At 71.1% G+C, this 24680-nt stretch carries 22 protein-coding genes; 12 read left to right on the forward strand and 10 right to left on the reverse strand.

Annotated elements, in window-relative coordinates; translation table 11 throughout:
* Nucleotides 1-2924 (reverse strand): molybdopterin-dependent oxidoreductase (locus TN53_RS36345; RefSeq protein WP_046263109.1); only part of this gene is annotated, 2924 nt, incomplete at its 3' end.
* Between the two features lie 229 nt (nt 2925-3153).
* Between TN53_RS36345 and TN53_RS36350 the strand changes: the two genes are divergently transcribed.
* The 4 genes from TN53_RS36350 to TN53_RS36365 all read left to right on the forward strand — a co-directional run bounded on the left by TN53_RS36350 (nt 3154) and on the right by TN53_RS36365 (nt 5960).
* Nucleotides 3154-3543 carry a cell division protein SepF gene (locus TN53_RS36350; protein WP_046263090.1) on the forward strand — a complete coding sequence of 130 codons (390 nt, stop codon included), beginning with the start codon at nt 3154-3156 and terminating at the stop codon, nt 3541-3543.
* A gap of 248 nt (nt 3544-3791) precedes the next feature.
* Nucleotides 3792-4976 (forward strand): biotin transporter BioY, encoded by a 1185-nt coding sequence (locus TN53_RS36355; RefSeq protein WP_046263091.1) that lies wholly within the window; start codon nt 3792-3794, stop codon nt 4974-4976.
* Nucleotides 4973-5299, forward strand: a complete 327-nt coding sequence (locus tag TN53_RS36360) for a nucleotide pyrophosphohydrolase (RefSeq protein WP_046263092.1) — start codon at nt 4973-4975, stop codon at nt 5297-5299. Before TN53_RS36355 ends, TN53_RS36360 begins: the two co-directional genes overlap by 4 nt.
* A 190-nt stretch (nt 5300-5489) precedes the next feature.
* On the forward strand, nt 5490-5960 hold the full coding sequence (locus TN53_RS36365) for a DUF6099 family protein (RefSeq protein ID WP_046263093.1): 471 nt from the start codon (nt 5490-5492) through the stop codon (nt 5958-5960).
* A gap of 47 nt (nt 5961-6007) precedes the next feature.
* Here TN53_RS36365 and TN53_RS48010 read toward each other — a convergent pair whose 3' ends face one another.
* On the reverse strand, nt 6008-6175 hold the full coding sequence (locus TN53_RS48010; protein WP_199924716.1) for a hypothetical protein: 168 nt from the start codon (nt 6173-6175) through the stop codon (nt 6008-6010).
* A gap of 239 nt (nt 6176-6414) precedes the next feature.
* On the opposite strand from TN53_RS48010, the gene TN53_RS36370 reads away from it, so the two are divergent.
* Complete coding sequence (locus tag TN53_RS36370; protein ID WP_046263094.1) at nt 6415-7338, forward strand: LLM class F420-dependent oxidoreductase; 924 nt, start codon at nt 6415-6417, stop codon at nt 7336-7338.
* A gap of 63 nt (nt 7339-7401) precedes the next feature.
* On the opposite strand, the gene TN53_RS36375 is transcribed toward TN53_RS36370, so the two are convergent.
* Nucleotides 7402-8181: an SAM-dependent methyltransferase gene (locus tag TN53_RS36375; RefSeq protein ID WP_267886593.1), complete on the reverse strand. Its 780-nt coding sequence runs from the start codon at nt 8179-8181 to the stop codon at nt 7402-7404.
* A gap of 39 nt (nt 8182-8220) precedes the next feature.
* Nucleotides 8221-9051, reverse strand: coding sequence for an NAD(P)H-binding protein (locus TN53_RS36380; RefSeq protein ID WP_046263095.1), 831 nt, complete (start codon nt 9049-9051; stop codon nt 8221-8223).
* Nucleotides 9052-9123: 72 nt separating this feature from the next.
* Here TN53_RS36380 and TN53_RS36385 point away from each other — a divergent pair, with 72 nt between their 5' ends.
* Entirely contained in the window at nt 9124-9564 is a 441-nt protein-coding gene (locus tag TN53_RS36385; protein WP_046263096.1) for a winged helix-turn-helix transcriptional regulator, read from the forward strand.
* A gap of 11 nt (nt 9565-9575) precedes the next feature.
* Here TN53_RS36385 and TN53_RS36390 read toward each other — a convergent pair whose 3' ends face one another.
* The gene (locus tag TN53_RS36390) at nt 9576-10331 is read right to left on the reverse strand and encodes a toll/interleukin-1 receptor domain-containing protein (protein ID WP_095046918.1); all 756 of its coding nucleotides are present in this window, start codon (nt 10329-10331) and stop codon (nt 9576-9578) included.
* A gap of 255 nt (nt 10332-10586) precedes the next feature.
* Here TN53_RS36390 and TN53_RS36395 point away from each other — a divergent pair, with 255 nt between their 5' ends.
* Together TN53_RS36395 and TN53_RS36400 are read left to right on the forward strand one after the other, a co-directional pair.
* Entirely contained in the window at nt 10587-12080 is a 1494-nt protein-coding gene (locus TN53_RS36395; RefSeq protein WP_046263098.1) for a 3' terminal RNA ribose 2'-O-methyltransferase Hen1, read from the forward strand.
* The gene (locus TN53_RS36400; protein WP_046263099.1) at nt 12077-14656 is read left to right on the forward strand and encodes a polynucleotide kinase-phosphatase; all 2580 of its coding nucleotides are present in this window, start codon (nt 12077-12079) and stop codon (nt 14654-14656) included. The genes TN53_RS36395 and TN53_RS36400 overlap by 4 nt, the downstream gene beginning before the upstream one ends.
* Nucleotides 14657-14659: 3 nt before the next feature.
* Here TN53_RS36400 and TN53_RS36405 read toward each other — a convergent pair whose 3' ends face one another.
* Both TN53_RS36405 and TN53_RS36410 read right to left on the reverse strand, forming a co-directional pair.
* Complete coding sequence (locus tag TN53_RS36405) at nt 14660-15550, reverse strand: NAD(+)/NADH kinase (protein WP_046263100.1); 891 nt, start codon at nt 15548-15550, stop codon at nt 14660-14662.
* Complete coding sequence (locus TN53_RS36410; RefSeq protein WP_046263101.1) at nt 15547-16551, reverse strand: SPFH domain-containing protein; 1005 nt, start codon at nt 16549-16551, stop codon at nt 15547-15549. The genes TN53_RS36405 and TN53_RS36410 overlap by 4 nt, the downstream gene beginning before the upstream one ends.
* 118 nt (nt 16552-16669) lie before the next feature.
* On the opposite strand from TN53_RS36410, the gene TN53_RS36415 reads away from it, so the two are divergent.
* Together TN53_RS36415 and argF are read left to right on the forward strand one after the other, a co-directional pair.
* On the forward strand, nt 16670-17893 hold the full coding sequence (locus TN53_RS36415) for an arginine deiminase (protein WP_046263102.1): 1224 nt from the start codon (nt 16670-16672) through the stop codon (nt 17891-17893).
* Nucleotides 17894-17975: 82 nt separating this feature from the next.
* Complete coding sequence (gene argF / locus TN53_RS36420; protein WP_046263103.1) at nt 17976-18983, forward strand: ornithine carbamoyltransferase; 1008 nt, start codon at nt 17976-17978, stop codon at nt 18981-18983.
* A gap of 6 nt (nt 18984-18989) precedes the next feature.
* Here argF and TN53_RS36425 read toward each other — a convergent pair whose 3' ends face one another.
* Complete coding sequence (locus TN53_RS36425) at nt 18990-19442, reverse strand: ATP-binding protein (protein WP_046263104.1); 453 nt, start codon at nt 19440-19442, stop codon at nt 18990-18992.
* A 287-nt stretch (nt 19443-19729) separates the two neighbouring features.
* Between TN53_RS36425 and TN53_RS36430 the strand changes: the two genes are divergently transcribed.
* Nucleotides 19730-20557, forward strand: coding sequence for an enoyl-CoA hydratase family protein (locus TN53_RS36430; protein WP_046263105.1), 828 nt, complete (start codon nt 19730-19732; stop codon nt 20555-20557).
* Nucleotides 20558-20622: 65 nt separating this feature from the next.
* Nucleotides 20623-22899, forward strand: a complete 2277-nt coding sequence (locus TN53_RS36435) for a bifunctional salicylyl-CoA 5-hydroxylase/oxidoreductase (RefSeq protein WP_046263106.1) — start codon at nt 20623-20625, stop codon at nt 22897-22899.
* Nucleotides 22900-22919: 20 nt separating this feature from the next.
* Here TN53_RS36435 and TN53_RS36440 read toward each other — a convergent pair whose 3' ends face one another.
* Nucleotides 22920-24149, reverse strand: a complete 1230-nt coding sequence (locus TN53_RS36440; RefSeq protein WP_046263107.1) for a sulfate adenylyltransferase subunit 1 — start codon at nt 24147-24149, stop codon at nt 22920-22922.
* A gap of 2 nt (nt 24150-24151) precedes the next feature.
* Nucleotides 24152-24680: sulfate adenylyltransferase subunit CysD (gene cysD / locus TN53_RS36445; RefSeq protein WP_046263108.1), on the reverse strand; the 529-nt coding region annotated here is incomplete at its 5' end.

Here is a 24680-nt window from a genome sequence, read left to right on the forward strand (position 1 = left end):
GGTCTGGGGGAGCGGGCGGGCCTCTTCGGCGCCTCGGTCGTGCCGGTGGGCGGGGTGGCGGTCTCGCTTCCCAGCGCGGAGAGCACCTCGTCCAGCCAGGCGTCCGCGGACGGCTCGAAGTCCGGCTCGCAGTCGGTACGCGGTGCGAGCCGCACCCCGCCCAGCTCGCCGAGGCGGTCGTCGAGCCGGCGCCCGTGCCCGCAGAAGTCGTCGTACGAGGAGTCGCCGAAGGCCAGGACGGAGTAGCGGATCCCGTCCAGGCGGGGGGCCTGCTCGGCGGCGAGCCGGTCCCAGAAGCCGGAGCCGTTGTCGGGCGCGTCGCCGTCACCGAAGGTGCTGGTGACCAGCAGCAGGTCGGCGCCCCGGGGCAGCGCGCCGGGGTCGGTGTCGTCCATGCCGACGAGCAGGGGGCGGTGTCCGCTCGCGGAGAGCCGGTCGGCGACGGCACCGGCGAACTCCTCCGCGTTCCCGGTCTGCGAGGCCCACAGCACGACCACCTCACGGCCGGGCTGCGGGCGGGGCGCCTGAGCCGACCGTGAGTACATGCCGGCCAGCACGCCGTTGACCCACATCGCGTGCTCGGGGCTGAACGGCGCGTCCGGCGGCAGCACCGGGACGCCGGGGGCGCCGGAGTCGATGCCGGCGAGGAAGCCGGTCAGGTACAGGCGCTCCTGGGCGGTCAGGACGGGCGGCGGGGCGGGGTCGAGGCCGAAGGGGTTGGCGCCGGGGGTGACGGAGGTGGGGACGATGACCGCGGGTGCGGGCACCGGCGCGGGTGCGGGAGCGGCGGAGACCCGGGTCAGCGACACCGCGCACACCTTGAACTCCGGCTGGAAGGAGATCGGGTCCACCGCGTCGCTGGTCACGGCGTTGACGCTCAGATACTCGCCGAAGAGGTCGTTCCAGTGGAACGGCGCGAAACAGCACCCCGGCCGCACCCGGTCCGTCACCACCGCGGGCAGCACCGCCCGCCCCCGTCGCGAGGCCACCTCCACCCGGTCGCCCTCGGCGATCCCCAGCGCGCCGGCGTCCTCGGGGTGCAGTTCCACGAACGGACCGGGGTTCAGCTTGTTGAGCTTGGCGACCCTTCCGGTCTTGGTCAGCGTGTGCCACTGGTGCTGCACCCGCCCCGTGTTCAGCACGAAGGGGAAGTCGTCGTCCGGCATCTCCGCGGCCGGTATGTGCGGCCGCGCGTGGAAGACGGCCCGGCCGCTCGCCGTGGGAAAGCGCAGCTCGTCGCCGCTGACGTAGCGGATCGGATTGCGCGCGGGCCCGCCCTCGGCGGCCGGCCACTGCACGGGAGTCTCCCGCAGCCGCTCGTAGGTCACCCCGCGCAGGTCCCACCCCGTGACGGGGTTCCAGGCGCGCCGGATCTCCTCGAAGACCTGCTCCGCGCTGTCGTACGAGAACCCCTTCTCGTACCCCATCTCGCATGCGACGGCCGCGATGATCCGCCAGTCCGCCATCGCCTCGCCGGGCGGGTCGGCGACGGGCTGGGTCAGGGTGAGGTTGCGCTCGCTGTTGACGAAGACGCCCTCGCCCTCGGTCCACATCGCCCCGGGGAGCACGACGTCGGCGTAGGCATTGGTCTCCGTCTCCCCGAACACGTCCTGGGTGACGACGAACTCGGCGGCCTCCAGACCCTCGATGACGGTACGGCGGTTGGCGACGGAGGCGACCGGGTTGGTGCAGATGATCCAGCAGGCCTTGATCTCGCCGTCGGCCATCTTCTGGAACATCTCGACCGTGCCCTTGCCCACGCCGTCCTTGCGGACGGTGCCCGCCGGCAGCTCCCAGAGATCCTCGACGAACTCCCTTTCGGAGTCGACGAGGACGGACCGCTGGCCGGGGAGACCGGGCCCCATGTACCCCATCTCGCGCCCGCCCATGGCATTCGGCTGGCCGGTGAGGGAGAAGGGCCCGCTGCCGGGGCGGCAGATGGCACCGGTCGCGAGATGCAGGTTGACCAGGGCGTTGGTGTTCCAGGTGCCGTGCGTGGACTGGTTGAGGCCCATGGTCCACAGGCTCATCCACTCACCGGCCGAGCCAATGAGCCGGGCGGCCTCACGAAGATCGTCCTCGTCCAGTCCCGTGATCTCGGCGACGACGTCGGGCGCGTAGTCGGCGAGGAACTCCGGCATCGCCTCCCAGCCCTCGGTGTGGGCGGCGACGAAATCGGGGTCGGTGTGCCCCTCCTCGACCAGAAGATGCAGCAGACCATTCAGCAGCGCCAGGTCGGTACCCGGCTTGACCTGCAGAAACAGATCGGCTTTGGCGGCCGTCGCGGTGCGCCGCGGATCGACGACGACCAGCTTCGCGCCCGCCTTGACCCGCTCCATCATCCGCAGGAAGAGGATCGGATGGCAGTCGGCCATGTTCGACCCGACGACGAGGAAGGCATCGGCCCGGTCGAAGTCCTCGTACGACCCGGGAGGCCCGTCGGCGCCCAGCGACAGCTTGTAACCGGCCCCGGCGCTGGCCATGCACAGCCTGGAGTTCGACTCGATCTGATTGGTGCGGACGAACCCCTTGGCGAGCTTGTTGGTGAGGTACTGGGCCTCCAGGCTCATCTGCCCGGACACATAGAAGGCGACCGAGTCCGGACCGTGCTCGTCGATGATCGCGCGCAGCCGCCGCGCGGTCTCGGCGATGGCGTCGGCCATGGGCGCCCGCACCGGCTCGGCACCGCGGTCGTCCCGGACCAGCGCGGTGGTCAGCCTCCCGGGCGCGGAGAGCATCTCGGCCGTGGTGGCGCCCTTGGTGCACAGCCGCCCCGCGTTCGCCGGGTGCGCCTTGTCACCGGTGGCCTTCAGGACCGTACGCCGCCCGTCGGGCCCCATGCCGACGTCCAGCAGGATGCCGCAGCCCACTCCGCAGTAGGAGCAGACCGAGCGCACCTGGGACGTGGGAGTGGTGGGGGTCACACGGGGCCCTTTCGGCGGTCGATTCTTGCCCCCAGAGCGTACGAATCGCCCATTACGTCGATGTCACATGGCTTGATCATGAGGAGTTACGTCGGACACACAGCCGTTCGTGGCGCGATGTGAGGGGGCGGAGCTGTCGCGGTCCGTGTCGCTGTTGGGCCGAACGGGTGACTTGGCGTAAGAATTGGCCGGTGCAGGCAATGAAGGCGAGCGAGTCCGGGGGGAACCGGTGAGCAGGTACGACGTCACCGATGAACAGTGGGAAGGGCTCGCCCAGGTCGTTCCGTTGCGCGGCCGGGATGCCTGGCCGTCCGCAGTGGACCACCGGGTGCCGCCCGAAGCGGTGACGGAACCGCGCCGCCGCTTCGTCGTGCTGAGGGTGAATGTCTTCGGCGACGCCCGCGAGGTCGCCGAGACCCTGATGGCGGGCATCCCGGTGCTGCTCGACCTGACCGGGGCGGAGGGCGAGGTCGCCAAACGGGTCCTCGACTTCAGCACGGGAGTCGTCTTCGGTCTCGCCAGCGGCATGCACCGCGTCGACCGCAACGTCTTCCTGCTGACCCCGCCCGGCACCGAGGTCAGCGGTCTGATGGAGACCGCCGGCGCCCCCAGCGCCTGAGCCCGGTCCCCCGATCGTAGGAAGCCGCGCCCGGCGGAACGGTTCGCCTTGTTCCGGAGGCTTACGGTCCGGACATGTGCGTGACTTCTGTGCCGGCGGGTTCTGCGGCTCATGCGGTTCCGGAAGCTCCCAGTGACCAGCGGGTGCCGTCCCAGGGGCGGCCGGGAGGTGACGGGGAGCGTCCAGGGGCGTCCGGCGAGTCGTCGGCCGCGAGACGTGCGGAGTCGTCCGCCGAGGGACGGCCGGGGGTGTCCGCCGGAGACCGCTCGGCGGCGCCGCAGCCCGGCTCACCCGGCACCCGTGTCGCGGCCGGCCATCACCCCAGTCGCCCCCACCTCACCGAGCTGCGGCTGTCCGCCTTCGCCTCGCACAGGCGTGCGAGCTTTCCGATGGGGCCTCTCACCCTTCTCGTCGGGCCCAGCGGATCCGGCAAGTCGAGTGCGCTGCGGGCGTACGAGGCGCTGGCGCGGCTTGCCGCCGGGGCGGAGCTGGGGGAGGCGTTTCCCGATCCGCTCGCGTGTGTGCCGGAGTGGGCGCGGCCCGACGCGCAGCGGCGGCGCGGGTTTCGGATCGGGTGCACAACCGAGGGTCCCGAGGGCCCGGTCCGGCTCGACGTCGCCGTGCAGGCCGAGCCCGAGCTCCGGGTCGTCGGGGAGCGGCTGACCGTCGCCGGACAGGTCCTGCTGGAGACCGCGCTGCGCGACCCCTCGCGACGAGCCGTACAGGCCGCCTGGCACACGGCCGGCTCCGCGCCGGTGACCCGTGCCCCGCTCCCGGACGACCGGCTCGGCACCGCACTGCTCCCGCTGAGGGTGGCCGGCAAGACGGACGGTCAGCGCCGGGTGCTCGCCGCCGCCGAACAGACGGTCGTCGCCCTGCGATCCGCGTTCGCCTGCGACCCCCGCCCCGGCCGGATGCGCGCCCCGGTGCCCACCGGCTCCGGGCGCCTCCTCGGCGGCTGCGACAACCTCGCTGACGTGCTGTGGCGCACCCGCTCCGAATGCGGCCGCCGCCACGCGCAGTTCGTCGCGGCGGTGCACACCGGATGCGCGGGCCCGGTGGCGGACGTCCTCGCCGAACTTCTCGACGACGGCACGGTCCGGGCCGTGCTCGACCGCGGCGAGGGTGCCCGCACGGAACTCGCACGGCTCGGCGACGGCGAGTTGAGATACCTCGCGCTCGCCCTCGTGCTCTTCACCGGACCCGGCGTCCTGGAGGTCGACCCCGCCGGTGAGGTGCCCGCGGCGATGCAGACGCTCACCGTGCTCGCCGACGGCTTCGACCGGCGACTGGACCCGCGCCAGCGGGACGAACTCCTCGGGCTCGCCGCCCGGATGTGCGACCGAGGACACATCCGGCTGCTCGGCACGGCGACCGACGCGTCCTGGGCCACGAAGACCGAGGGGCTCACGGTGGTACACCTGGACCCGTGACAGACCCTCTCGATGTGGCGAAACTGCAGCGCAGGCTGGCCGAGTTCGCGGCGGCGCGCGACTGGCAGCCGTACCACACCCCCAAGAACCTCGTCGCCGCGCTCAGCGTGGAGGCCTCCGAACTGGTCGAGATCTTCCAGTGGTTGACGCCGGAGGAGTCCGCCCGCGTCATGGACGACGCCGACACCGCGCACCGGGTCACGGACGAGGTCGCCGACGTGCTCGCGTATCTGCTGCAACTGTGCGAGGTGCTGGGCATCGATCCGTTGGCGGCACTGGACGCGAAGATCGACCGGAACGAGCGGAGGTTTCCGGCGCCGTAGGGGTGTCGGCTCCGGGTGTCGGCTCCGGTCCGCGGGGAGCAGCTCGGTCCGTTTTCACTCTCCGGAGTCAAACTCCGGCCCGAAATCGATTCGTTGTCCGCAGATTTCCGCCTTCCTCTGGCTTTTCGTCCCGCCGACCCTCACTCTGGGTAGTGGACAACGGAGTTCGGGCGGCGGACGGGGTCAGCGCATGGACGCGGTGCGGCTCATAGTGACGAGCAGGCGGGCCCTCGCGGGGAGCGGCGCGGCGCCTCAGGTGCTGACGGAGGTGTGGCAGGCGCAGGCGCTGGCCCAGGCGATAGGCAGCAGGCTGGCGGTCTCCGGCCCTCCCCGACTCCGCGGCGAGGCACTGGGGTTGACCGAGCTGGCGGGCAGAGGCTGCGGTGTCCTGGACCGTCCCGACCTGGACACCGCCGACCTGCGCGCCGCCCAACTGACCGAACTGGGCGACGCCCGCCAGGTTCTGCTCTGCCTCGGCGGCCTGCTCGGCGAGGTGGGCATCGCCCTCGTCGGCCTCGCCTGCGCCGTGGACGACGAGGGCACGTACTGGCAGTGCATGGAGGCGATCAACGCGGCGGACGAGTCCCGGGACCGCGTCCTGGAGATGCTCAGCAAACTCGCGGACCGGGATCAGGCGCTACCGGAGCGGGAGGCGGGGTGAGCGCTCAGCGGATCCGGACCCCGGGGTGAGCGATGTCGGCGCTCCCCTCAGCGGCCCTCGGCGTCGTCCGCACCCCGTCCCGCCGACTGCAGATCCGCGTCCAGGGCGGAGAGGTCCGCGTTGAGCGACGCCATCAGCTCTTCCATCTGCTGCAGCAACCCCTTCGGCTGACCGGTTGGCCCGGCCCCCTGCTGCGGGACGGATTCTTCGGACATGACGGCCTCCTCGGCCCAGGCCTCCACGGGAGGCCGACACGGGTGACGCCCGGCGCTGACCGGCCGGGCGCGGGCGCCGGTCGGTCCGGCTCCGCCCGAGCAACGATCATCGCCTTCGCCGGGTCACTGGCCCGGGCAGCCCCCGTGCGCCGCGTTGACGGAATTTCACCCGACCGGGCAGGGGAGGGACGGCAGGGGCGGGTGGGGTTGACCGGCAGGACGGCGTGCAGGATGGAGGTATGGATCTTCGCATCTTCACCGAGCCCCAGCAGGGGGCCACCTACGACACCCTTCTCACGGTCGCCAAGGCCACCGAGGACCTTGGCTTCGATGCCTTCTTCCGGTCCGACCACTACCTCAGGATGGGCTCGGCCGACGGCCTGCCCGGCCCCACCGACGCCTGGATCACTCTCGCCGGCCTCGCCCGCGAGACCAAGCGCATCCGCCTCGGCACGCTGATGACCGCCGGTACCTTCCGGCTGCCCGGCGTGCTCGCCATCCAGGTCGCGCAGATCGACCAGATGTCCGGCGGCCGCGTCGAACTGGGCCTGGGCGCGGGCTGGTTCGAGGAGGAGCACAAGGCGTACGGCATCCCCTTCCCGAAGGAGAAGTTCGGCCGTCTCGAGGAGCAGCTGGAGATCGTCACCGGGCTCTGGGCGACCGAGGCCGGCAGCACCTTCGACTTCCACGGCGAGTACTACGACCTCACCGACTCGCCCGCGCTGCCCAAGCCGGCCCAGGCGAAGATCCCCGTCCTCGTCGGCGGCCACGGTCCCTCCCGTACTCCGGCGCTGGCCGCGAAGTACGCCGACGAGTTCAACATGCCCTTCGGCTCGGTCGAGGACAGCGAGCGCCAGTTCGCCAGGGTGCGCGCCGCCGCTCAGGAGGCCGGCCGCAAGAGCGACGAGCTGACGTACTCCAACGCCCTCGTCGTCTGCGTCGGCAAGGACGACCAGGAGGTCGCCCGCCGCGCCGCCGCGATCGGCCGTGAGGTACCCGAGCTGAAGAGCAACGGCCTCGCCGGCTCCCCGGCCGAGGTCGTCGACAAGATCGGCCGCTACGCCGAGATCGGCTCCCGCCGTATCTACCTCCAGGTCCTCGACCTCCACGATCTGGAACACCTGGAGCTCATCTCGGCACAGGTGCAGTCGCAGTTGTCGTAATCCCGGAGGACGACCGGCCGTCGGACGGGGCTCGGCAGCCCGGTCCGACGGATCGTCGGTCCGTCAGGACTTGTGCCCGACCCCCACATACAGGGGGATCTCCTCGCCGCTCTGCCGTGCGCCGAGCTCGGGGTGCCACAGGGCCGCGAGCACGACACCCGGGTCCACCAGCTCCAGCCCGGTGAAGAACCCGGAGAACTCCTCGCGCGAGCGCACCTGCGCCGCCGTACCGCCCTTGCGGTACACCTCCACGACCCGCTCCCAGGTCTCCGGGTCGAAGTCCCCGGTGGCGTGGGAGAGCGTCAAGTAGCTTCCGGGCGCGAGGGATTCGACCAGTTCCCGCACGATCCGGATCGGCTCGTCCTCGTCCGCGACCAGATGCAGGAGGGCCACCAGGGACAGCGCGATCGGCTGGGTGAAGTCGAGGGTCTCCCGGGCCGCCGCGAGGATCCTGCCCGGCTCCCGTACGTCGGCCTGGACGTAGGCGGTCCTCCCCTCCGGCGTGCTGTGCAGCAGGGCCTCGGCGTGCCGGAGGACGATCGGGTCGTTGTCCGCGTACACCACCCGGGAGTCGGGGGCCGTCCCCTGGACGATCTGGTGGAGGTTCGGCTCGGTCGGGATGCCGGTGCCGATGTCGAGGAACTGCCGGACGCCCCGCCCGGCCAGCAGTCGGGAGGCCCGGTGCATGAACGCGCGATTGGTCCGCGCCATCTGGCTCACGGCGGGGAAGTGCGAGGTCACCTGCTCGGCCGCCGCCACGTCGACCGGGTAGTTGTCCTTCCCGCCGAGGAAGTAGTCGTACATGCGGGCCGAATGGGGCTTGCTGGTGTCGATCGTGCTCACAGTCGTGGATCCTCCCTCGAACGCCCGGTCGATCGGAGGCTAGCGAAGATTTCCGATCGCTGCCGCCGCCGCTCTTCGATACACCTCCAGCGCCGACTGCGGAGCCCGCCCTAACAGCCCCCGCAGGGCGCTCTCTTCGACCCCGCTCCCGTCCAGGAACCCGCCGGCGATCGCCGAGTACGTCCCCACGAGCATCGGCACCTGATACGGCAGCGCCGCACCGGCCGCGATGATCGCCTCGCGTGTCACCCCCAGCGTCGACGGCGTGTACGCACCCCCGATCGCCGCGGCCAACTCCACACCACCCAGCGCCTGTTCCCCGACGAGCTCGTAGACCATCCCCACATGCTCCCGCGGCGTACTCGCCACCCGCGCCGCCACCGCCGCGAGGTCGGCCCGCGCCACCGCGGCCAGCCGGCCCTCGCCCAGCGGGGCCGCGATCGTCCCGTCGGGACCCGGGGCGGCGATGTCCGCGAGGAACTCGGCGTAGAGGCCGTTGCGCAGGATCGTCCAGGCCGACGCGGAGCGCCGCAGCCGGCGTTCGGTCCAGCGGTGGGCCAGCGCGTAGGGAAGATGGTCGCCGTCACCGCTGAGACTGGTGTAGACGACGTGCCCCACCCCCGCCTTCTCGGCCGCCGAGATCGCCGCGTCGTGCCGCGCGACGACCACGTCGTCCTCCCCGTACCCGGTGGAGATCAGCAGCAACGTGTCCACGCCGGTGAAATCGAGCGAGCCCGGGTCGTCGAAGTCGACGCGCCGCTCACCCGCCGAACGTGGGGTACGGCTGCCGAGGACGACATCGTCCCGCCCCGCCAGTTCACCCGCCACGAGCCGCCCGAGCGCACCGCCCGCACCCGTCACCAGAATCATCGGAATTCCCCTCCTGAGCTGTGTGTTCCCATCATTGGGAAGCACCGCCCGCTCGCATAAGGAGGCACATTGATGTCAGCAGGGCACACCGCGGTAACCACCCCCACCGCGCCCGATGAGCCGGTGATCGTCTGCGACACCCCGCAGGACGAGTGCGGCGTCCGGGACGTCCTGGACCGCCTCGGCGACAAGTGGTCGGTCTACGTCGTGGTCGAACTCGCCTCCGGCATAAGGCGGTTCAAGGAACTTCAGCGCGCCGTCCCGGGGAACATCTCCCAGCGGATGCTCACACTCACCGTCCGCCGTCTGGAGCGCGACGGCTTGGTGAAGCGGACCGTGTACCCGACGGTCCCACCCCAGGTCGAGTACGAACTCACCGACCTCGGTCACAGCCTCACCCACCTCGTCAAGGCCCTCGCCGACTGGTCGATCGCCCATCGCCCGGCCATCGCGGCGGCCCGCGAGGCGTGGGACGCGGTGGACGGGAACTCCGGGCGGCTGCCGGTCCGTTGAGCGAGGTCGCCTCAGCCTGTGGTGGTGTCGGCCGTCGAGGGCGGCGGAGCCATGCCTGTCAGCGCGCCGCGCACTGCGTGGGACGCGGGGGAGCGCGGTTCGAGTTTCTCCAGTGCCTGCGCCCACCAGGCCAACTCGTACTCCCCGGCGAACCGGTGTGCGTGTTCGATGGCGAGTTGGGTCTTGCCCACGCCTCCGCGGCCGTGCAGCACCTGCACCCGGGACCGGTCGGCGAGCGTGAGCGCCTCCCGCAGCGCCGTCAACAGTTCGTCCCGCCCGGTGAAGTCCGGATTGCGCAGCGGAAGATTCCACACCCGGGGCAGTTGTCCGGGGAGCATCGGGACCGAGGCGTCCCGGCCTCCCGGGAACGAGACCGGTCCACGGTCGGAGCCGGGGAAGGCCGGGGCTGTGGTCGGCCCGGGTCGTCGGCCCTCGACCGCCGCCGGCAGGGTCTCGACGGCTGCGGGCTCGTCCAGCCCGACCAGCGAGGCGGCGAGCAGCGGCCGCAGGTTCGCCGGCGGCACCGATCCGTCGATGCGCACCGGCACCGGGCTCTGCCTGGCCGCGATCGCCGCCGTCGACTCCTCCGATGTGAACCGGCCGGGCTCGACGTACGCGGCGGAGAACAAGGCCACCGTCCGGCCATGGGCAACGGCCTGCTGCATCTTCAGCACGTAGTTGTCGCCGACTGACCAGTCCCAGACGTCCAGCAAGACGTCGTAGCCGGCTTCCCGCTTGCCAGGCTGCCCATTCCGCCCAGGCCCGATCCGCCCCCGCGTAGCTGATGAACAGCCGTCGGTCGGCGCCGCTCTCGGTCATTCCAGTCTGTCCGCCTCTGCCCCCTTAAATACGGATATCGACCCTAACGGCGGTCCACGCAGACCGAGTTGTTCTCCCCAGTGAAAAGGACGGCGATAAATCGAGAGTGCGTACGGGGCGGCCCGAGGTACGTTGAGCGGGCCCACCGCAGCTCACAACGGCGAGAAGCCGCAGCTCAGAAGGATCCCAGAGGTGTAACCACCGTGTTCCTCACGATCAGTACCACCGGCACATCAGAACGCCCGGCGACCGACCTCGGGTTCCTGCTGCACAAGCATCCCGAGAAATCGCAGGCGTTCTCCACGTCCTACGGCACGGCTCACGTCCTCTACCCCGAGGCCGATGCCGAGCGCTGCACGGCGGCGCTGTTGCTGGAGGTCGACGCGGTGGCGCTGGTCCGGCGCGGCAAGGGCAAGGGCCGCGGTGGTGCTCCCGACGCGGCGCTCGCGCAGTACGTCAACGACCGGCCCTACGCCGCGTCCTCGCTGCTCGCCGTCGCGCTGAGCGGGGTGTTCTCCAGCGCCATGCGCGGGGTGTGCAACGCCCGCCCCGAGCGGGCCGCGCAGCCGCTGCCGCTGCGCGTCGAGGTGCCCGCGCTGCCCGCCCGGGGCGGCCCCGACCTCGTACGGAAGCTGTTCGAGCCGCTCGGCTGGGCGGTCACCGTCGAACCGGTCGCGCTGGACGCGCAGTTCCCGCAGTGGGGCGACTCGCGCTACGTGCGGCTCGTACTGGAGTCGCAGACCCTGACCCTCGCCCAGGCCCTGCGTCACCTCTACGTCCTGCTGCCCGTCCTGGACGACGCCAAGCACTACTGGGTCGCCTCCGACGAGGTCGACAAGCTGCTGCGGGCCGGTGAGGGCTGGCTGCCCGACCACCCCGAGCAGAAGCTGATCACCAGCCGTTATCTGTCGCGCCGCTGGTCGCTCACGCGCGCGGCGATGGAGCGCCTGGAGCTCGTACGGCTCGCCGAGGCCGACGACAGCGAGGTCGAGGAGATCGACAACGCCGTCGAGGCGGAGACCGAGGACGAGCAGAAGCCGACGCCGCTCGCCGTGCAGCGCCGGGACGCGATCCTCGCCGCCCTCCAGACGTCCGGCGCCTCCCGTGTGCTCGACCTCGGCTGCGGGCAGGGCCAGTTGGTGCAGGCGTTGCTCAAGGACGTGCGGTTCACCGAGATCGTGGGCGTCGACGTGTCGATGCGCGCGCTCACCATCGCCTCCCGGCGGCTCAAGCTGGACCGCATGGGGGAGCGGCAGGCCTCCCGCGTCAAGCTCTTCCAGGGGTCGCTCGCCTACACGGACAAGCGCCTGAAGGGCTACGACGCCGCCGTGCTCAGCGAGGTCATCGAACACCTCGACCTGCCACGGCTGCCCGCCCTGGAGTACGCGGTCTTCGGTGCCGCCCGCCCGCGGACCGTCCTCGTGACGACCCCGAACGTCGAGTACAACGTGCGCTGGGAGACCCTCCCGGCCGGTCATGTCCGGCACGGCGACCACCGCTTCGAGTGGTCGCGCGAGGAGTTCCGGACCTGGGCCCGGGCGGTGGCCGAACGGCACGGGTACGACGTGGAGTTCGTACCGGTGGGGCCGGACGACCCCGAGGTCGGACCGCCCACCCAGATGGCACATTTTGAATTGCGCACAGCTGAGACGAGCACAGCCACTGCGAGGACCGAGAAGGAGGCGAAGGCGGCATGACCGAGAACCAGACCCAGGGACGCGTGCTTCCCGTCACCGACCTCTCCCTGGTCGTCCTCGTCGGTGCCTCCGGCTCCGGCAAGTCGACGTTCGCCCGGCGGCACTTCAAGTCCACCGAGATCATCTCCTCGGACTTCTGCCGCGGCCTGGTCTCCGACGACGAGAACGACCAGGGCGCGACGAAGGACGCCTTCGACGTGCTCCACTACATCGCGGGCAAACGCCTCGCCGCCGGCCGTCGTACGGTCGTGGACGCGACCAGTGTGCAGTCGGACTCCCGGCGCCAGCTGATCGACCTGGCCAAGCAGTACGACGTACTGCCCATCGCCATCGTCCTCGACGTGCCGGAGAACGTGTGCGCCGAGCGCAACGCGGCCCGCTCCGACCGGGCGGACATGCCGATCCGGGTCATCAAACGCCACATCCGTGAACTCCGCCGTTCCGTACGGCACCTGGAGCGCGAGGGTTTCCGCAAGGTGCACGTCCTGCGGGGCGTGGAGGACATCGAGAACGCCACCGTCCGTACCGAGAAGCGCTTCAACGACCTCACCCACCTCACCGGACCGTTCGACATCGTCGGCGACATCCACGGCTGCGGCTCCGAACTGGAGTCGCTGCTCGGCAAGTTGGGCTACGTCGAGGGCGTGCACCCCGAGGGCCGCACCGCGGTCTTCGTCGGCGACCTCGTCGACCGCGGCCCGGACAGCCCGGGCGTGCTGCGTCGCGTGATGTCGATGGTGAAGTCCGGCAACGCCCTGTGCGTGCCCGGCAACCACGAGAACAAGTACGGCCGTTACCTCAAGGGCCGCAAGGTCCAGCACACCCACGGGCTCGCCGAGACCATCGAGCAGATGGAGGGGGTGTCCGAGGAGTTCCTCGCCGAGGTGCGGGAGTTCATCGACGGACTGGTCAGCCACTACGTCCTCGACGGCGGCAGGCTGGTCGTCTGTCACGCCGGTCTGCCGGAGAAGTACCACGGCCGTACCTCGGGCCGGGTCCGCTCGCACGCGCTGTACGGCGACACCACCGGGGAGACCGACGAGTTCGGCCTGCCGGTGCGCTACCCGTGGGCGGAGGACTACCGGGGCCGGGCGGCCGTGGTCTACGGCCACACCCCCGTCCCGGAGGCGACCTGGCTCAACAACACCATCTGCCTGGACACCGGCGCCGTGTTCGGCGGCAAGCTCACCGCCCTGCGCTGGCCGGAGCGGGAGCTGGTCGACGTACCGGCTCAGAAGGTCTGGTACGAGCCGGTGAAGCCGCTGAGGTCGGAGGCGCCGGGCGGACACGACGGCCGGCCGCTGGACCTGGCGGATGTGCACGGCCGTCGTGCGGTGGAGACCCGGCACCAGGGCCGTGTCGCGATCCGCGAGGAGAACGCGGCGGCGGCTCTTGAGGTCATGAGCCGTTTCGCGGTGGACCCGCGGCTGCTGCCGTACCTCCCGCCGACCATGGCTCCGACCGCTACCTCGCAGGTCGAGGGCTATCTGGAGCACCCGGCCGAGGCCTTCGCGCAGTACGCGGCGGACGGGGTCGCGCGGGTCGTGTGCGAGGAGAAGCACATGGGCTCGCGGGCGGTGGCGCTGGTGTGCCGGGACGCGGAAGCGGCACGCAAGCGGTTCGGCGGTGGGGGCACCTCCCGCTCGAGCGAAGCCGAGAGTGGGGGAGGTCCGACCGGCTCGCTGTACACCCGCACGGGCCGCCCGTTCTTCGACGACGAGTCGGTGACGGAGGAGATCCTGGGCCGGCTGCGCGCGGCGGTCACCGAGGCCGGTCTGTGGGCCGAACTCGACACGGACTGGCTCCTGTTGGACGCCGAGCTGATGCCGTGGTCGCTGAAGGCGTCGGGGCTGCTGCGCTCGCAGTACGCGGCCGTCGGCGCCGCGTCCGGGGCGGTGTTCCCGGGTGCGCTGGCCGCGCTGGAGGGTGCGGCGGGGCGGGGCGTCGAGGTGACGGACCTGCTCGGGCGCCAGCGGGAACGGGCCTCGAACGCGGCCGCGTTCACGGAGGCGTACCGGCGCTACTGCTGGCCGACGCAGGGCCTGGACGGCGTACGCCTGGCCCCGTTCCAGATCCTGGCCGTACAGGGCCGCAACCTCGCGTCCCTGCCGCACGACGAGCAACTGGCCCTGCTGGACCGCCTCGTGGAGCACGACGGCACGGGCCTGCTCCAGACCACCCGTCGCCTCTACGTCGACACGGCCGACCCCGAGTCGGTCCGGGCGGGCGTCGACTGGTGGCTGGAGATGACCGGACGCGGCGGCGAGGGCATGGTGGTCAAGCCGCTGGGGGCGGTGGTGCGCAACGGGGAGGGGCGCCTGGTGCAGCCCGGCATCAAGTGCCGTGGCCGCGAGTACCTCCGGATCATCTACGGCCCGGAGTACACCCGCCCCGACAACCTGACCCGGCTGCGCGGCCGCTTCCTCAACCACAAGCGCTCGCTCGCGATCCGCGAGTACGCGCTCGGCCTGGAGGCACTGGACCGCCTGGCCGAGGGGGAGCCGCTGTGGCGGGTGCACGAGGCGGTGTTCGGGGTGCTGGCGCTGGAGTCGGAGCCGGTGGACCCGCGGTTGTGAGGGTCAGCCGACCAGCCTCAGCCGCTGCGCGTACACACCCACGCGGACGCTCTGGCCCCAGGTCAGCTCCAGGGCGTCCGACTCCATCCCGTCCCCGAACGCGATCAGCCGTTCGGACTCGACGGTGAGGTGCAGGGAGGCCGACGCCGGCAGTTCGCCGGCCACCAGTGAGGTACCGGTGGCCGGCGAGGGCCAGGCCTCGCGGACGAACCACAGCAGGCGGTTCTCGGTGGGGCGGGGCAGGGGCAGATCACTGCCCCGCTCCTGCCACGCCGACCGCACCCACCCCGTCGCGCCCGTCCCCGTGCCCACCAGCACTCCGGAGGAGGCCTGGGCCTCGGCGGCACCCCCGTGGCCGTCGAGGCCCAGGCGGTAGCGGGCGGTCTGGTGGCCCGGGGCGCCCAGGTAGATCTCGTTGAGGGCGACCAGGCGCTGGCTGTCGTCGGCGATCGCTTCGACCATGGTGAGTTCGTCGACCGGAGGGGTGCCGGCCGTCAGGAGTTTCGCGGCGTCCTGGGGGCGGTGGCGTACCAGCACACCCGGGTTGCGGCCGGGGTCGGTGTCGATGCCCAACACCGGTTGTCCGGAGAGGTACTTGGCCGCGTTCGCCACCAGTCCGTCCTGGCCGACCACGACCACCACGTCCTCGGGTGCGAACAGGAAGCGGTCCAAGTCGCCGCGTTCGACCCGTGACTGACGCCAGGTCAGAGGAATCGCCGCCGTCACCTCCGCGAGCGCGCGTCGCGTACGGCGGTGGCGCTCGGCCACCTCCTCGATGTCCCGGCCGCGGGAGGAGAGGAAGAAGGCGGCCTGGCCGTGGGTGCCGTGGTGGGCCACCAACTCCTCGTACTCCGTGGTGCGGTGGACGAGGACGACCCGAGGGGCGAGGCTCATGTGCGGTCCTGCGTGCCCAGCTTGGCCAGCAGTCCGGTCAGGACGTCCGGCGACACCGTGACGCTGTCGATGCGGGGGAGGTTCTCCGCCAGCCGGCTCGCGGTGAGCGCGTGCAGGACGCTCACGTCCACATCCGTGTGCACCTGGAGCCATGCCGCCTGCGCCTGAGCCCGTGCCGCGCCCACCGCCTGTGCGCTCTCGGCCTCGGCGCGGGCCAGCCTGACCGATCGTGCCGCCTCCGCCCCGGCCCGTACCGCGTCCGCCGCCGCGTGCTCCTCCGCCTCCCGCCGGGCGTTCGTACCGCGCTGTTCCACCAACTGCTCCTCGCGCCGGGCGAGTTCGATCTGGCTGGCCAGTTCGTTCTCGGCGATCGTCCGCTCCCGCTCGACCGCCACCGCCCGGCGCTCGTACGTCGCCCGGTCCGCCTCCTGCTGGATCTGCTCGCGGGCCGGGGTGCGCAGCGCCCGTTCCACCTCCGGCTCCGGTCGCAGCGCGACCACGCGGACGGCCACCACCTCGATCCCGGTGGCCGGCAGCCGCGGTTCCGTCGCCAGCCCCGCCGTCACCCGCTCCCGTACCGCCGCCACACCGTCCACCAGCGCCGCCGACAACGACGTGCGGGCCAGCACATCCAGCGCGTGCTGCTGTGCCGTCTCCGTGAGCAGCGTGCCCAGCTGCTCCAGCGGTGTGCCGCGCCACGCGCCCGTGTCCGGGTCGATCGAGAAGTCCAGTCGGGCCGCTGCGAGCGCCGGGTCGCTGATCCGGTAGGTCACGGTCGCCTGCACCGCCACGTCCTGGAAGTCGGAGGTGCGGGCATGGAAGGTCATCGCCAACTCCCGGTCGTCGACCGGTACTTCGGAGAGCGCCGCGGTCAGGGCGCGGAACCAGAAGCTCAGGCCCGGCCCGTCGTGCAGGAGCTGTCCGCCGCGGTGGTGCCGCACGTGCGCGGTCGGTGCGCCACGCAGATGGCGCCAGCCCAGGCGCCGGGTGATGTCTGCCACGAGACCCTCTTTTCGTCTGGACGACGATAACCGGGCGAACTGATTATCGTCAAAGGGACGAGAAAGGGAAGTGGCCAAGCGGGGGGTGAAGACGGTCGCCGGTGGTCAGGATGGACCCATGGGATTCCATGTCGACTCCGAGGCCGGGCGGCTGCGCCGCGTCATCCTGCACCGGCCGGATCTCGAGCTCAAGAGGCTCACCCCCAGCAACAAGGACGCCCTCCTCTTCGACGACGTGCTGTGGGTGCGCCGGGCGCGCGCCGAGCACGACGGGTTCGCGGACGTGCTGCGCGACCGCGGGGTCACCGTCCATCTCTTCGGCGACCTGCTCACCGAGGCCCTGGCGATCCCGGCGGCCCGCACCCTCGTCCTGGACCGGGTCTTCGACGAGAAGGAGTACGGCGTCCTGGCCACCGACCACCTCCGTGCCGCCTTCGAGTCGCTGCCCGCGGCCGAGCTGGCCGAGGCGCTCGTCGGCGGCATGACCAAGAGGGAGTTCCTGGACGCGCACGAGGAGCCGGTCTCCGTCCGCTTCCATGTGATGGACCTCGACGACTTCCTCCTCGCCCCCCTGCCCAATCACCTCTTCACCCGCGACACCTCCGCCTGGATCTACGACGGTGTCTCCGTCAACGCCATGCGCTGGCCGGCCCGGCAGCGCGAGACCGTCCACTTCGAGGCGATCTACCGGCACCACCCCCTCTTCCGAGACGAAGCGTTCCGTGTGTGGAGCGAGGGCCAGGCCGACTACCCGTCCACCATCGAGGGCGGGGACGTCCTCGTCATCGGCAACGGCGCCGTCCTCATCGGCATGAGCGAGCGGACCACTCCCCAGGCCGTGGAGATGCTCGCGCACAAGCTGTTCGCCGCCGGGTCCGCGCAGACGATCGTGGCGCTCGACATGCCCAAGCGGCGGGCCTTCATGCACCTCGACACCGTGATGACGATGGTCGACGGCGACACCTTCACCCAGTACGCCGGGCTCGGCATGCTCCGCTCGTACACCATCGAACCGGGCGTCGGCGACAAGGAGCTCAAGGTCACCGACCATCCGCCGGAGCACATGCACCGCGCGATCGCGGCGGCCCTCGGGCTCAGCGAGATCCGCGTGCTGACCGCGACCCAGGACGTGCATGCCGCCGCGCGCGAGCAGTGGGACGACGGCTGCAACGTCCTCGCCGTCGAACCGGGCGTCGTCGTCGCCTACGAGCGCAACGCCACCACCAACACCCATCTGCGCAAGCAGGGCATCGAGGTCATCGAGATCCCGGGCAGCGAGCTCGGGCGGGGGAGGGGCGGACCCCGCTGTATGAGCTGTCCGGTCGAACGCGCGGCCGTATAGGCGTACGGGTGATCGCATAGAAATGTTGGACGTCGTATAGACTTCCAAAGGTCCGTGTCACTCGTATCCCTGGAGCGCCCCCATGGCGACCGTCCCGACCGCCCTTGCCGGGCGCCACTTCCTCAAGGAGCTCGACTTCACCCGGCAGGAGTTCCTCGGCCTGATCGAGCTGGCCGCCGAGCTGAAGGCGGCCAAGAAGGCGGGGACCGAGACGCAGTATCTGCGGGGGAAGAACATCGCGCTGATCTTCGAGAAGGCCTCGACGCGCACGCGCTGCTCCTTCGAGGTCGCGGCGGCGGACCAGGGTGCCGCCACGACGTACATCGATCCCTCGGGCTCGCACATCGGCAAGAAGGAGTCCACGAAGGACACCGCGCGGGTGCTGGGGCGGCTCTTCGACGCGATCGAGTTCCGCGGGGACGCGCAGGACACCGTCGAGACGCTCGGCGCGTACGCGGGAGTGCCCGTCTACAACGGGCTCACCGACGACTGGCACCCCACCCAGATGCTCGCCGACGTGCTGACGATGACCGAGCACAGCAGCAAGCCGGTCGAGCACATCGCCTTCGCCTACCTCGGTGACGCCCGCTTCAACATGGGCAACTCCTACCTGATCACCGGCGCCCTGCTCGGCATGGACGTCCGGATCGTCGCCCCGAAGACCTACTGGCCCGCCCAGGACATCGTGGAACGGGCCCGTCAGATCGCCGTCGACAGCGGGGCGCGGATCACCCTCACCGAGTCCCTGGAGGAGGGTGTCGTGGGCGCCGACTTCGTCGCCACGGACGTCTGGGTCTCCATGGGTGAGCCCAAGGAGGTCTGGGACGAGCGGATCACGGCTCTCGCCCCGTACGCCGTGACCATGGACGTCCTGCGCGCCACCGGCAACCCGGACGTCAAGTTCCTGCACTGCCTCCCGGCCTTCCACGACCTGGGTACACAGGTCGGCCGGCAGATATACGACTCCCACGGCCTGGAGTCCCTCGAGGTGACCGACGAGGTCTTCGAGTCGGCCCACTCGGTCGTCTTCGACGAGGCCGAGAACCGGATGCACACCATCAAGGCGGTCCTGGTCGCGACGCTGGCCTGAGCAGGGTCACGCGGGTCGCCACTGCGACGGCACCGCCGGCAGCCTGAACCACACCGCCTTGCCGGACTCGGTGGGGCGGTGCCCGCAGGACGAGCTCAGGGCGCGGATCAGCAGCAGGCCGCGCCCGTGCTCCTGCCAGGGGTCCGGCTCGGTGTCCACGGGGCGGGTGAGGTTGCCGGGCGGCGCCGGGTCCGGGTCGTGCACCTCGACCTGGCAGCCGCTGGGCAGCAGCTCCACGACGAGCTCTATCGGGGCGTCCCCGGCGGTGTGCTCCACGGCGTTCGCGACCAGTTCGGCCGTCAGCAGCTCAGCGGTGTCGCTGTCGGCCCCGTGCTCCAGCTCGGCCAGCGCCGTGCGCACCAGCGCACGGGCGACGGGCACGGCCGCTGCGGAGTGCGGCAGCGCGATGCGCCAGGAGGCGGAGGCTGAGGGGCGATCTTGCAAGGCGGTTCCGTTCATGAGCAGGCTGTCCTGCTTTCAACCTTATGAATGGTACGGCGCCGCCCGGCAGAGGCATCCGACGGGCACCGTACGGGACCTTCGGCCCCGTTACCGGGCGGCTTACCCCTCACAACGCCCTCCCTCGCACGGCTGCTCCCGCCGTAGCGGCTCTGTCGACGAGCCGTGACAGATGTGACCGGTCCAGGTCACATCCGTACGGTGTTATCGCGCACTCATGACGACAGTCAAAGATGAGTGATAGCTTCGAAGGGTAGAGCGCACCTCATCTGGGGAGGCCGCACCGCATGAGTCCCTTCACCGGCTCCGCCGCCCGCACCACCCGCTGGGAACATCTGCGCGTGGAGGTCGCGTCCGGCGTCGCCACCGTGACCCTCGCCCGCCCCGACAAACTCAACGCGCTCACTTTCGGCGCCTACGCCGACCTGCGCGACCTGCTCGCCGAGCTCTCCCGGGAGCGGTCGGTACGCGCCCTGGTGCTGGCCGGCGAGGGCCGTGGCTTCTGCTCCGGCGGCGACGTGGACGAGATCATCGGCGCGACACTGTCCATGGACACGGCCCAGCTCCTCGACTTCAACCGGATGACCGGGCAGGTCGTGCGGGCCGTACGGGAGTGCCCGTTCCCGGTGATCGCGGCCGTGCACGGCGTGGCGGCGGGCGCGGGGGCGGTACTGGCCCTCGCGGCGGACTTCCGGGTGGCGGACCCCACGGCCCGGTTCGCCTTCCTCTTCACCCGGGTGGGTCTGTCGGGCGGCGACATGGGCGCCGCGTACCTGCTGCCCCGGGTGGTGGGCCTCGGCCACGCGACCCGCCTGCTGATGCTGGGCGAACCGGTCCGGGCACCCGAGGCCGAGCGCATCGGCCTGATCAGCGAACTGACGGACGAGGGCGGCGTGGACGAGGCGGCCCAGACACTGGCCCGCCGCCTGGCCGACGGCCCGGCACTGGCGTACGCCCAGACGAAGGCACTGCTGACAGCGGAACTGGACATGCCGCTGGCGGCGGCGGTGGAGCTCGATGCGTCGACCCAGGCGTTGCTGATGAACGGCGAGGACTACGCGGAGTTCCATGCGGCGTTCACGGAGAAGCGCCCTCCCAAATGGCAGGGACGGTAACCGTGGCACCCCCAGGGGCGCGGGGAACTGCGCGACCAGCCACCACGAGCCCGCAGTCGCCGACGATGACCAGCCTCTCCCTACGAGTAGCGATCATCGGCGGCGGCCCCGGCGGCCTGTACGCGGCAGCGTTGCTGAAGCGCCTCGACCCCGCCCGCGAAATCACCGTCTGGGAACGCAACGCCCCCGACGACACCTTCGGCTTCGGCGTGGTCCTCTCCGACGAAACCCTGGGCGGCATCGAACACGCCGACCCCGTGGTCTACGAGGCCCTGCAACAGGACTTCACCCGCTGGGACGACATCGACATCGTCCACCGAGGCACCCGCCACACCTCCGGAGGACATGGCTTCGCCGCCCTCGGCAGGAAACGCCTCCTCGAAATCCTGCACACCCGCTGCCACGACCTCGGCGTCGACCTCCGCTTCCGCACCGAGGCCCCACCCGACCTCGCGACCACCCACGACCTCGTCATCGCCGCCGACGGAGTCAACAGCACCACCCGCGAAACCCACGCCCAAGCGTTCCGCCCCCAGGTGACCACCCACCACTGCCGCTACATCTGGCTCGCCGCCGACTTCGCCTTCGACGCCTTCCGCTTCGAGATCGCCGAGACGGAACACGGCGTGATGCAGCTGCACGGCTACCCGTACGCGGCAGACGCCTCGACGGTGATCGTCGAGATGCGTGAGGAGGTCTGGCAGGCGGCCGGTTTCGCGGACCTGGGCGAACAGGAGTCGGTCGAACGCTGCGCCAAGATCTTCGCGGACGCGCTCGGCGGCAGGGCGCTGCGCTCCAACAAGTCCGCATGGACCTCCTTCCGTACAGTCGTCAACGAACACTGGTCCCACGGCAACACCGTCCTCCTCGGCGACGCCGCCCACACCGCGCACTTCTCGATCGGCTCGGGCACCAAGCTCGCGGTGGAGGACGCCCTCGCCCTGGCCGCCTGTCTGGAGGAACAGCCGTCACTGGAGCAGGCGTTGGCCGCCTACGAGACGGAACGCAAACCCGTCGTCGCCTCCACGCAGCGCGCCGCCCGCGCCAGCCTGGAGTGGTTCGAGAACCTCGGCCGCTATCTCGACCAGCCGCCCCGCCAGTTCGCCTTCAACCTGCTCACCCGTAGCCGCCGCGTCACCCACGACAACCTGCGGCTGCGCGACGCCCGCTTCACCGGAGCCGTGGAGCGCGAGTTCGGCTGCCCACCCGGTACGCCCCCGATGTTCACCCCGTTCCGGCTGCGCGGCCTGACCCTGCGCAACCGGGTCGTGGTGTCCCCCATGGACATGTACTCGGCGACCGACGGCCTCCCCGGCGACTTCCACCTCGTCCACCTGGGGGCGAGGGCGCTCGGCGGCGCGGGTCTGGTGATGACCGAGATGGTGTGTGTCAGCGCGGAGGGCCGTATCACCCCCGGCTGCACCGGCCTCTACACCGGCAAGCAGGCCGAGGCCTGGAAACGGATCACCGACTTCGTGCACGCGCGGGCGCCCGGCACCGCGATCGGCGTCCAGCTCGGCCACAGCGGCCGCAAGGGCTCGACCAAGCTGATGTGGGAGGGCATCGACGAGCCCTTGCCCGACGGCAACTGGCGCGTCGTGGCCGCGTCCCCGATCCCGTACGGGCCCGGCAACCAGACCCCTCACGAGCTCACCCGCGCCCAACTCACCGACCTGCGCGAACAGTTCACCGCCGCCGCCTGGCGAGCCTCCCGGGCCGGCTTCGACCTGCTCGAACTGCACTGCGCGCACGGCTACCTGCTGTCCGGATTCCTCTCCCCGCTCACCAACCGCCGCACGGACGCCTACGGCGGCACCCTCGCGAAGCGGCTCCGGTTCCCCCTCGAAGTCTTCGACGCCATACGGGGCGTGTGGCCGGAGGAGCGGCCCATGACGGTCCGGATCTCCGCCACCGACTGGGCACCGGGCGGCACGTCCGCCGAGGTCGCCGTCGAGATCGCCCGCGCCTTCGCCGCGCACGGCGTCGACGCCATCGACGTGTCGACCGGGCAGGTCGTCGCGGACGAACGGCCCGCGTACGGGCGGTCGTACCAGACGCCCTTCGCGGACCGCATCCGCCATGAGACCGGCGTCCCGGTGATCGCTGTCGGCGCGATCTCCTCCTGGGACGACGTCAACTCCCTGATCCTGGCTGGACGTACGGATCTGTGTGCCCTCGCCCGCCCGCACCTCTACGACCCGCACTGGACGCTGCACGCCGCCGCCGAGCAGGGGTACGAAGGGCCCGGCGTCGGCTGGCCGGACCCGTACCGGGCGGGCAGCCGCCGCCCGCAGACCGGACGCACGGACGCCCCCAAGCCCCGCCTGACGCTGGGCACTTGAGGGCGTGCGCGGCAAGGTGCTCACGAGAGCTCGACCATGCCCGCCGTCAGCGTGGATCCGTCCGCCGGGTCGATCAGGATGAACGCACCCGTGCGCCGCGAGAGCGCGTAGTCGTCGAGCGCCAGTGGCTCGGCGGTGCGCAGGGTGACCCGGCCCAGGTCGTTCGCGCTCAACTCGCCGGCGCCGTCGAGGTCCTTGACGATCGCCTTGACCGTCCGTGTCGTGTGCCGCACCAGCACCCGGTCGCCGACCCGCAGCGGACGGTCGGCAAGATGGCAGACGGACGCCCGGACGTCCCGCGTCAGCGCCGGGACATCGACGCCGGCCGTGATCATGTCGCCGCGCGAGACATCCCGCTGGTCTGCCAGGCGCACACCGATCGACTGCGGCGCGTACGCCACCTCGGCCGGAACGCCGAGCACGTCGATACCGGTGATCTCGGAGCTCTCGCCGGAGGGATGGACCGTGACCCGGTCACCTACCCGGAGCGCGCCCGACACCAACTGGCCCGCGTAGTGGCGGACTTCGCCGTCGCGGATGACGTACTGCACCGGGAAGCGGGCCGGTGCGTCCGCGGCCTCGACACCGACGGGCACGTTCTCCAGGAACTCCAGGAGCGCCGGACCCCCGAACCAGTCCATGTGCGCCGAGCGGTCCACGACGTTGTCGCCGACGAGGGCCGACACCGGGATCGGTGTGAAGGAGGACAGGCCCAGCTCGGCCGCGTGCCCGGCGAAGTCCTCGACGATACGGTCGAACTCCTTCTCCTCGTACCCGACGAGGTCCATCTTGTTGACGGCGAGGACCGCGTGCGGGACCCGCAGCAGAGCCGCGATGGCGGCGTGGCGGCGGGTCTGCCCGACCACGCCGTTGCGGGCGTCGACGAGGATGATCGTCAGCTCGGCCGTGGAGGCGCCGGTGACCATGTTGCGGGTGTACTGCACATGTCCCGGGGTGTCGGCGAGGATGAACCGGCGGACCGGGGTGGCGAAGTAGCGGTAGGCGACGTCGATGGTGATGCCCTGCTCGCGCTCGGCGCGCAGACCGTCCGTCAGCAGCGCCAGGTCCGGGGTCTGCTGACCACGGTTGCGGGACGCGTGTGCCACGGCCTCCAGCTGGTCGGTGAGGACCGACTTGGAGTCGTGCAGCAGCCGGCCCACCAGCGTGGACTTGCCGTCGTCGACCGAACCGGCCGTCGCGAAACGGAGGGTGTCGATGGTGGTGCCGGTCGTGTCGGTGGTGGCGGTCATGGTCAGAAGTACCCCTCGCGCTTGCGGTCTTCCATCGCGGCCTCGGACGTCTTGTCGTCGGCGCGGGTCGCGCCCCGCTCGGTCAGCCGGGACGCGGCGATCTCGACGATCACCTTCTCGATGGTGTCGGCGTCGGAGTCCACCGCGCCGGTGCAGGACATGTCACCGACCGTGCGGTAGCGCACCTGCCGCTTCTCGACGATCTCGTCCGCCTTGGGGCCGCCCCACTCACCGGCGGTCAGCCACATGCCGGCGCGCTGGAAGACCTCACGCCGGTGGGCGTAGTAGATCTCCGGCAGTTCGATCTGCTCGCGGGCGATGTACTGCCAGACGTCCAGCTCGGTCCAGTTGGAGAGCGGGAAGACGCGGACGTGCTCGCCGGGGGCGTGCCGGCCGTTGTAGAGGTTCCACAGCTCGGGGCGCTGGCGGCGTGGGTCCCACTGGGAGAACTCGTCGCGCAGGGAGAAGACGCGCTCCTTGGCGCGGGCCTTCTCCTCGTCGCGCCGGCCACCGCCGAAGACCGCGTCGAAC

This window comes from Streptomyces sp. WM6386 (genome assembly GCF_000972385.1).
Lineage (GTDB): Bacteria > Actinomycetota > Actinomycetes > Streptomycetales > Streptomycetaceae > Streptomyces.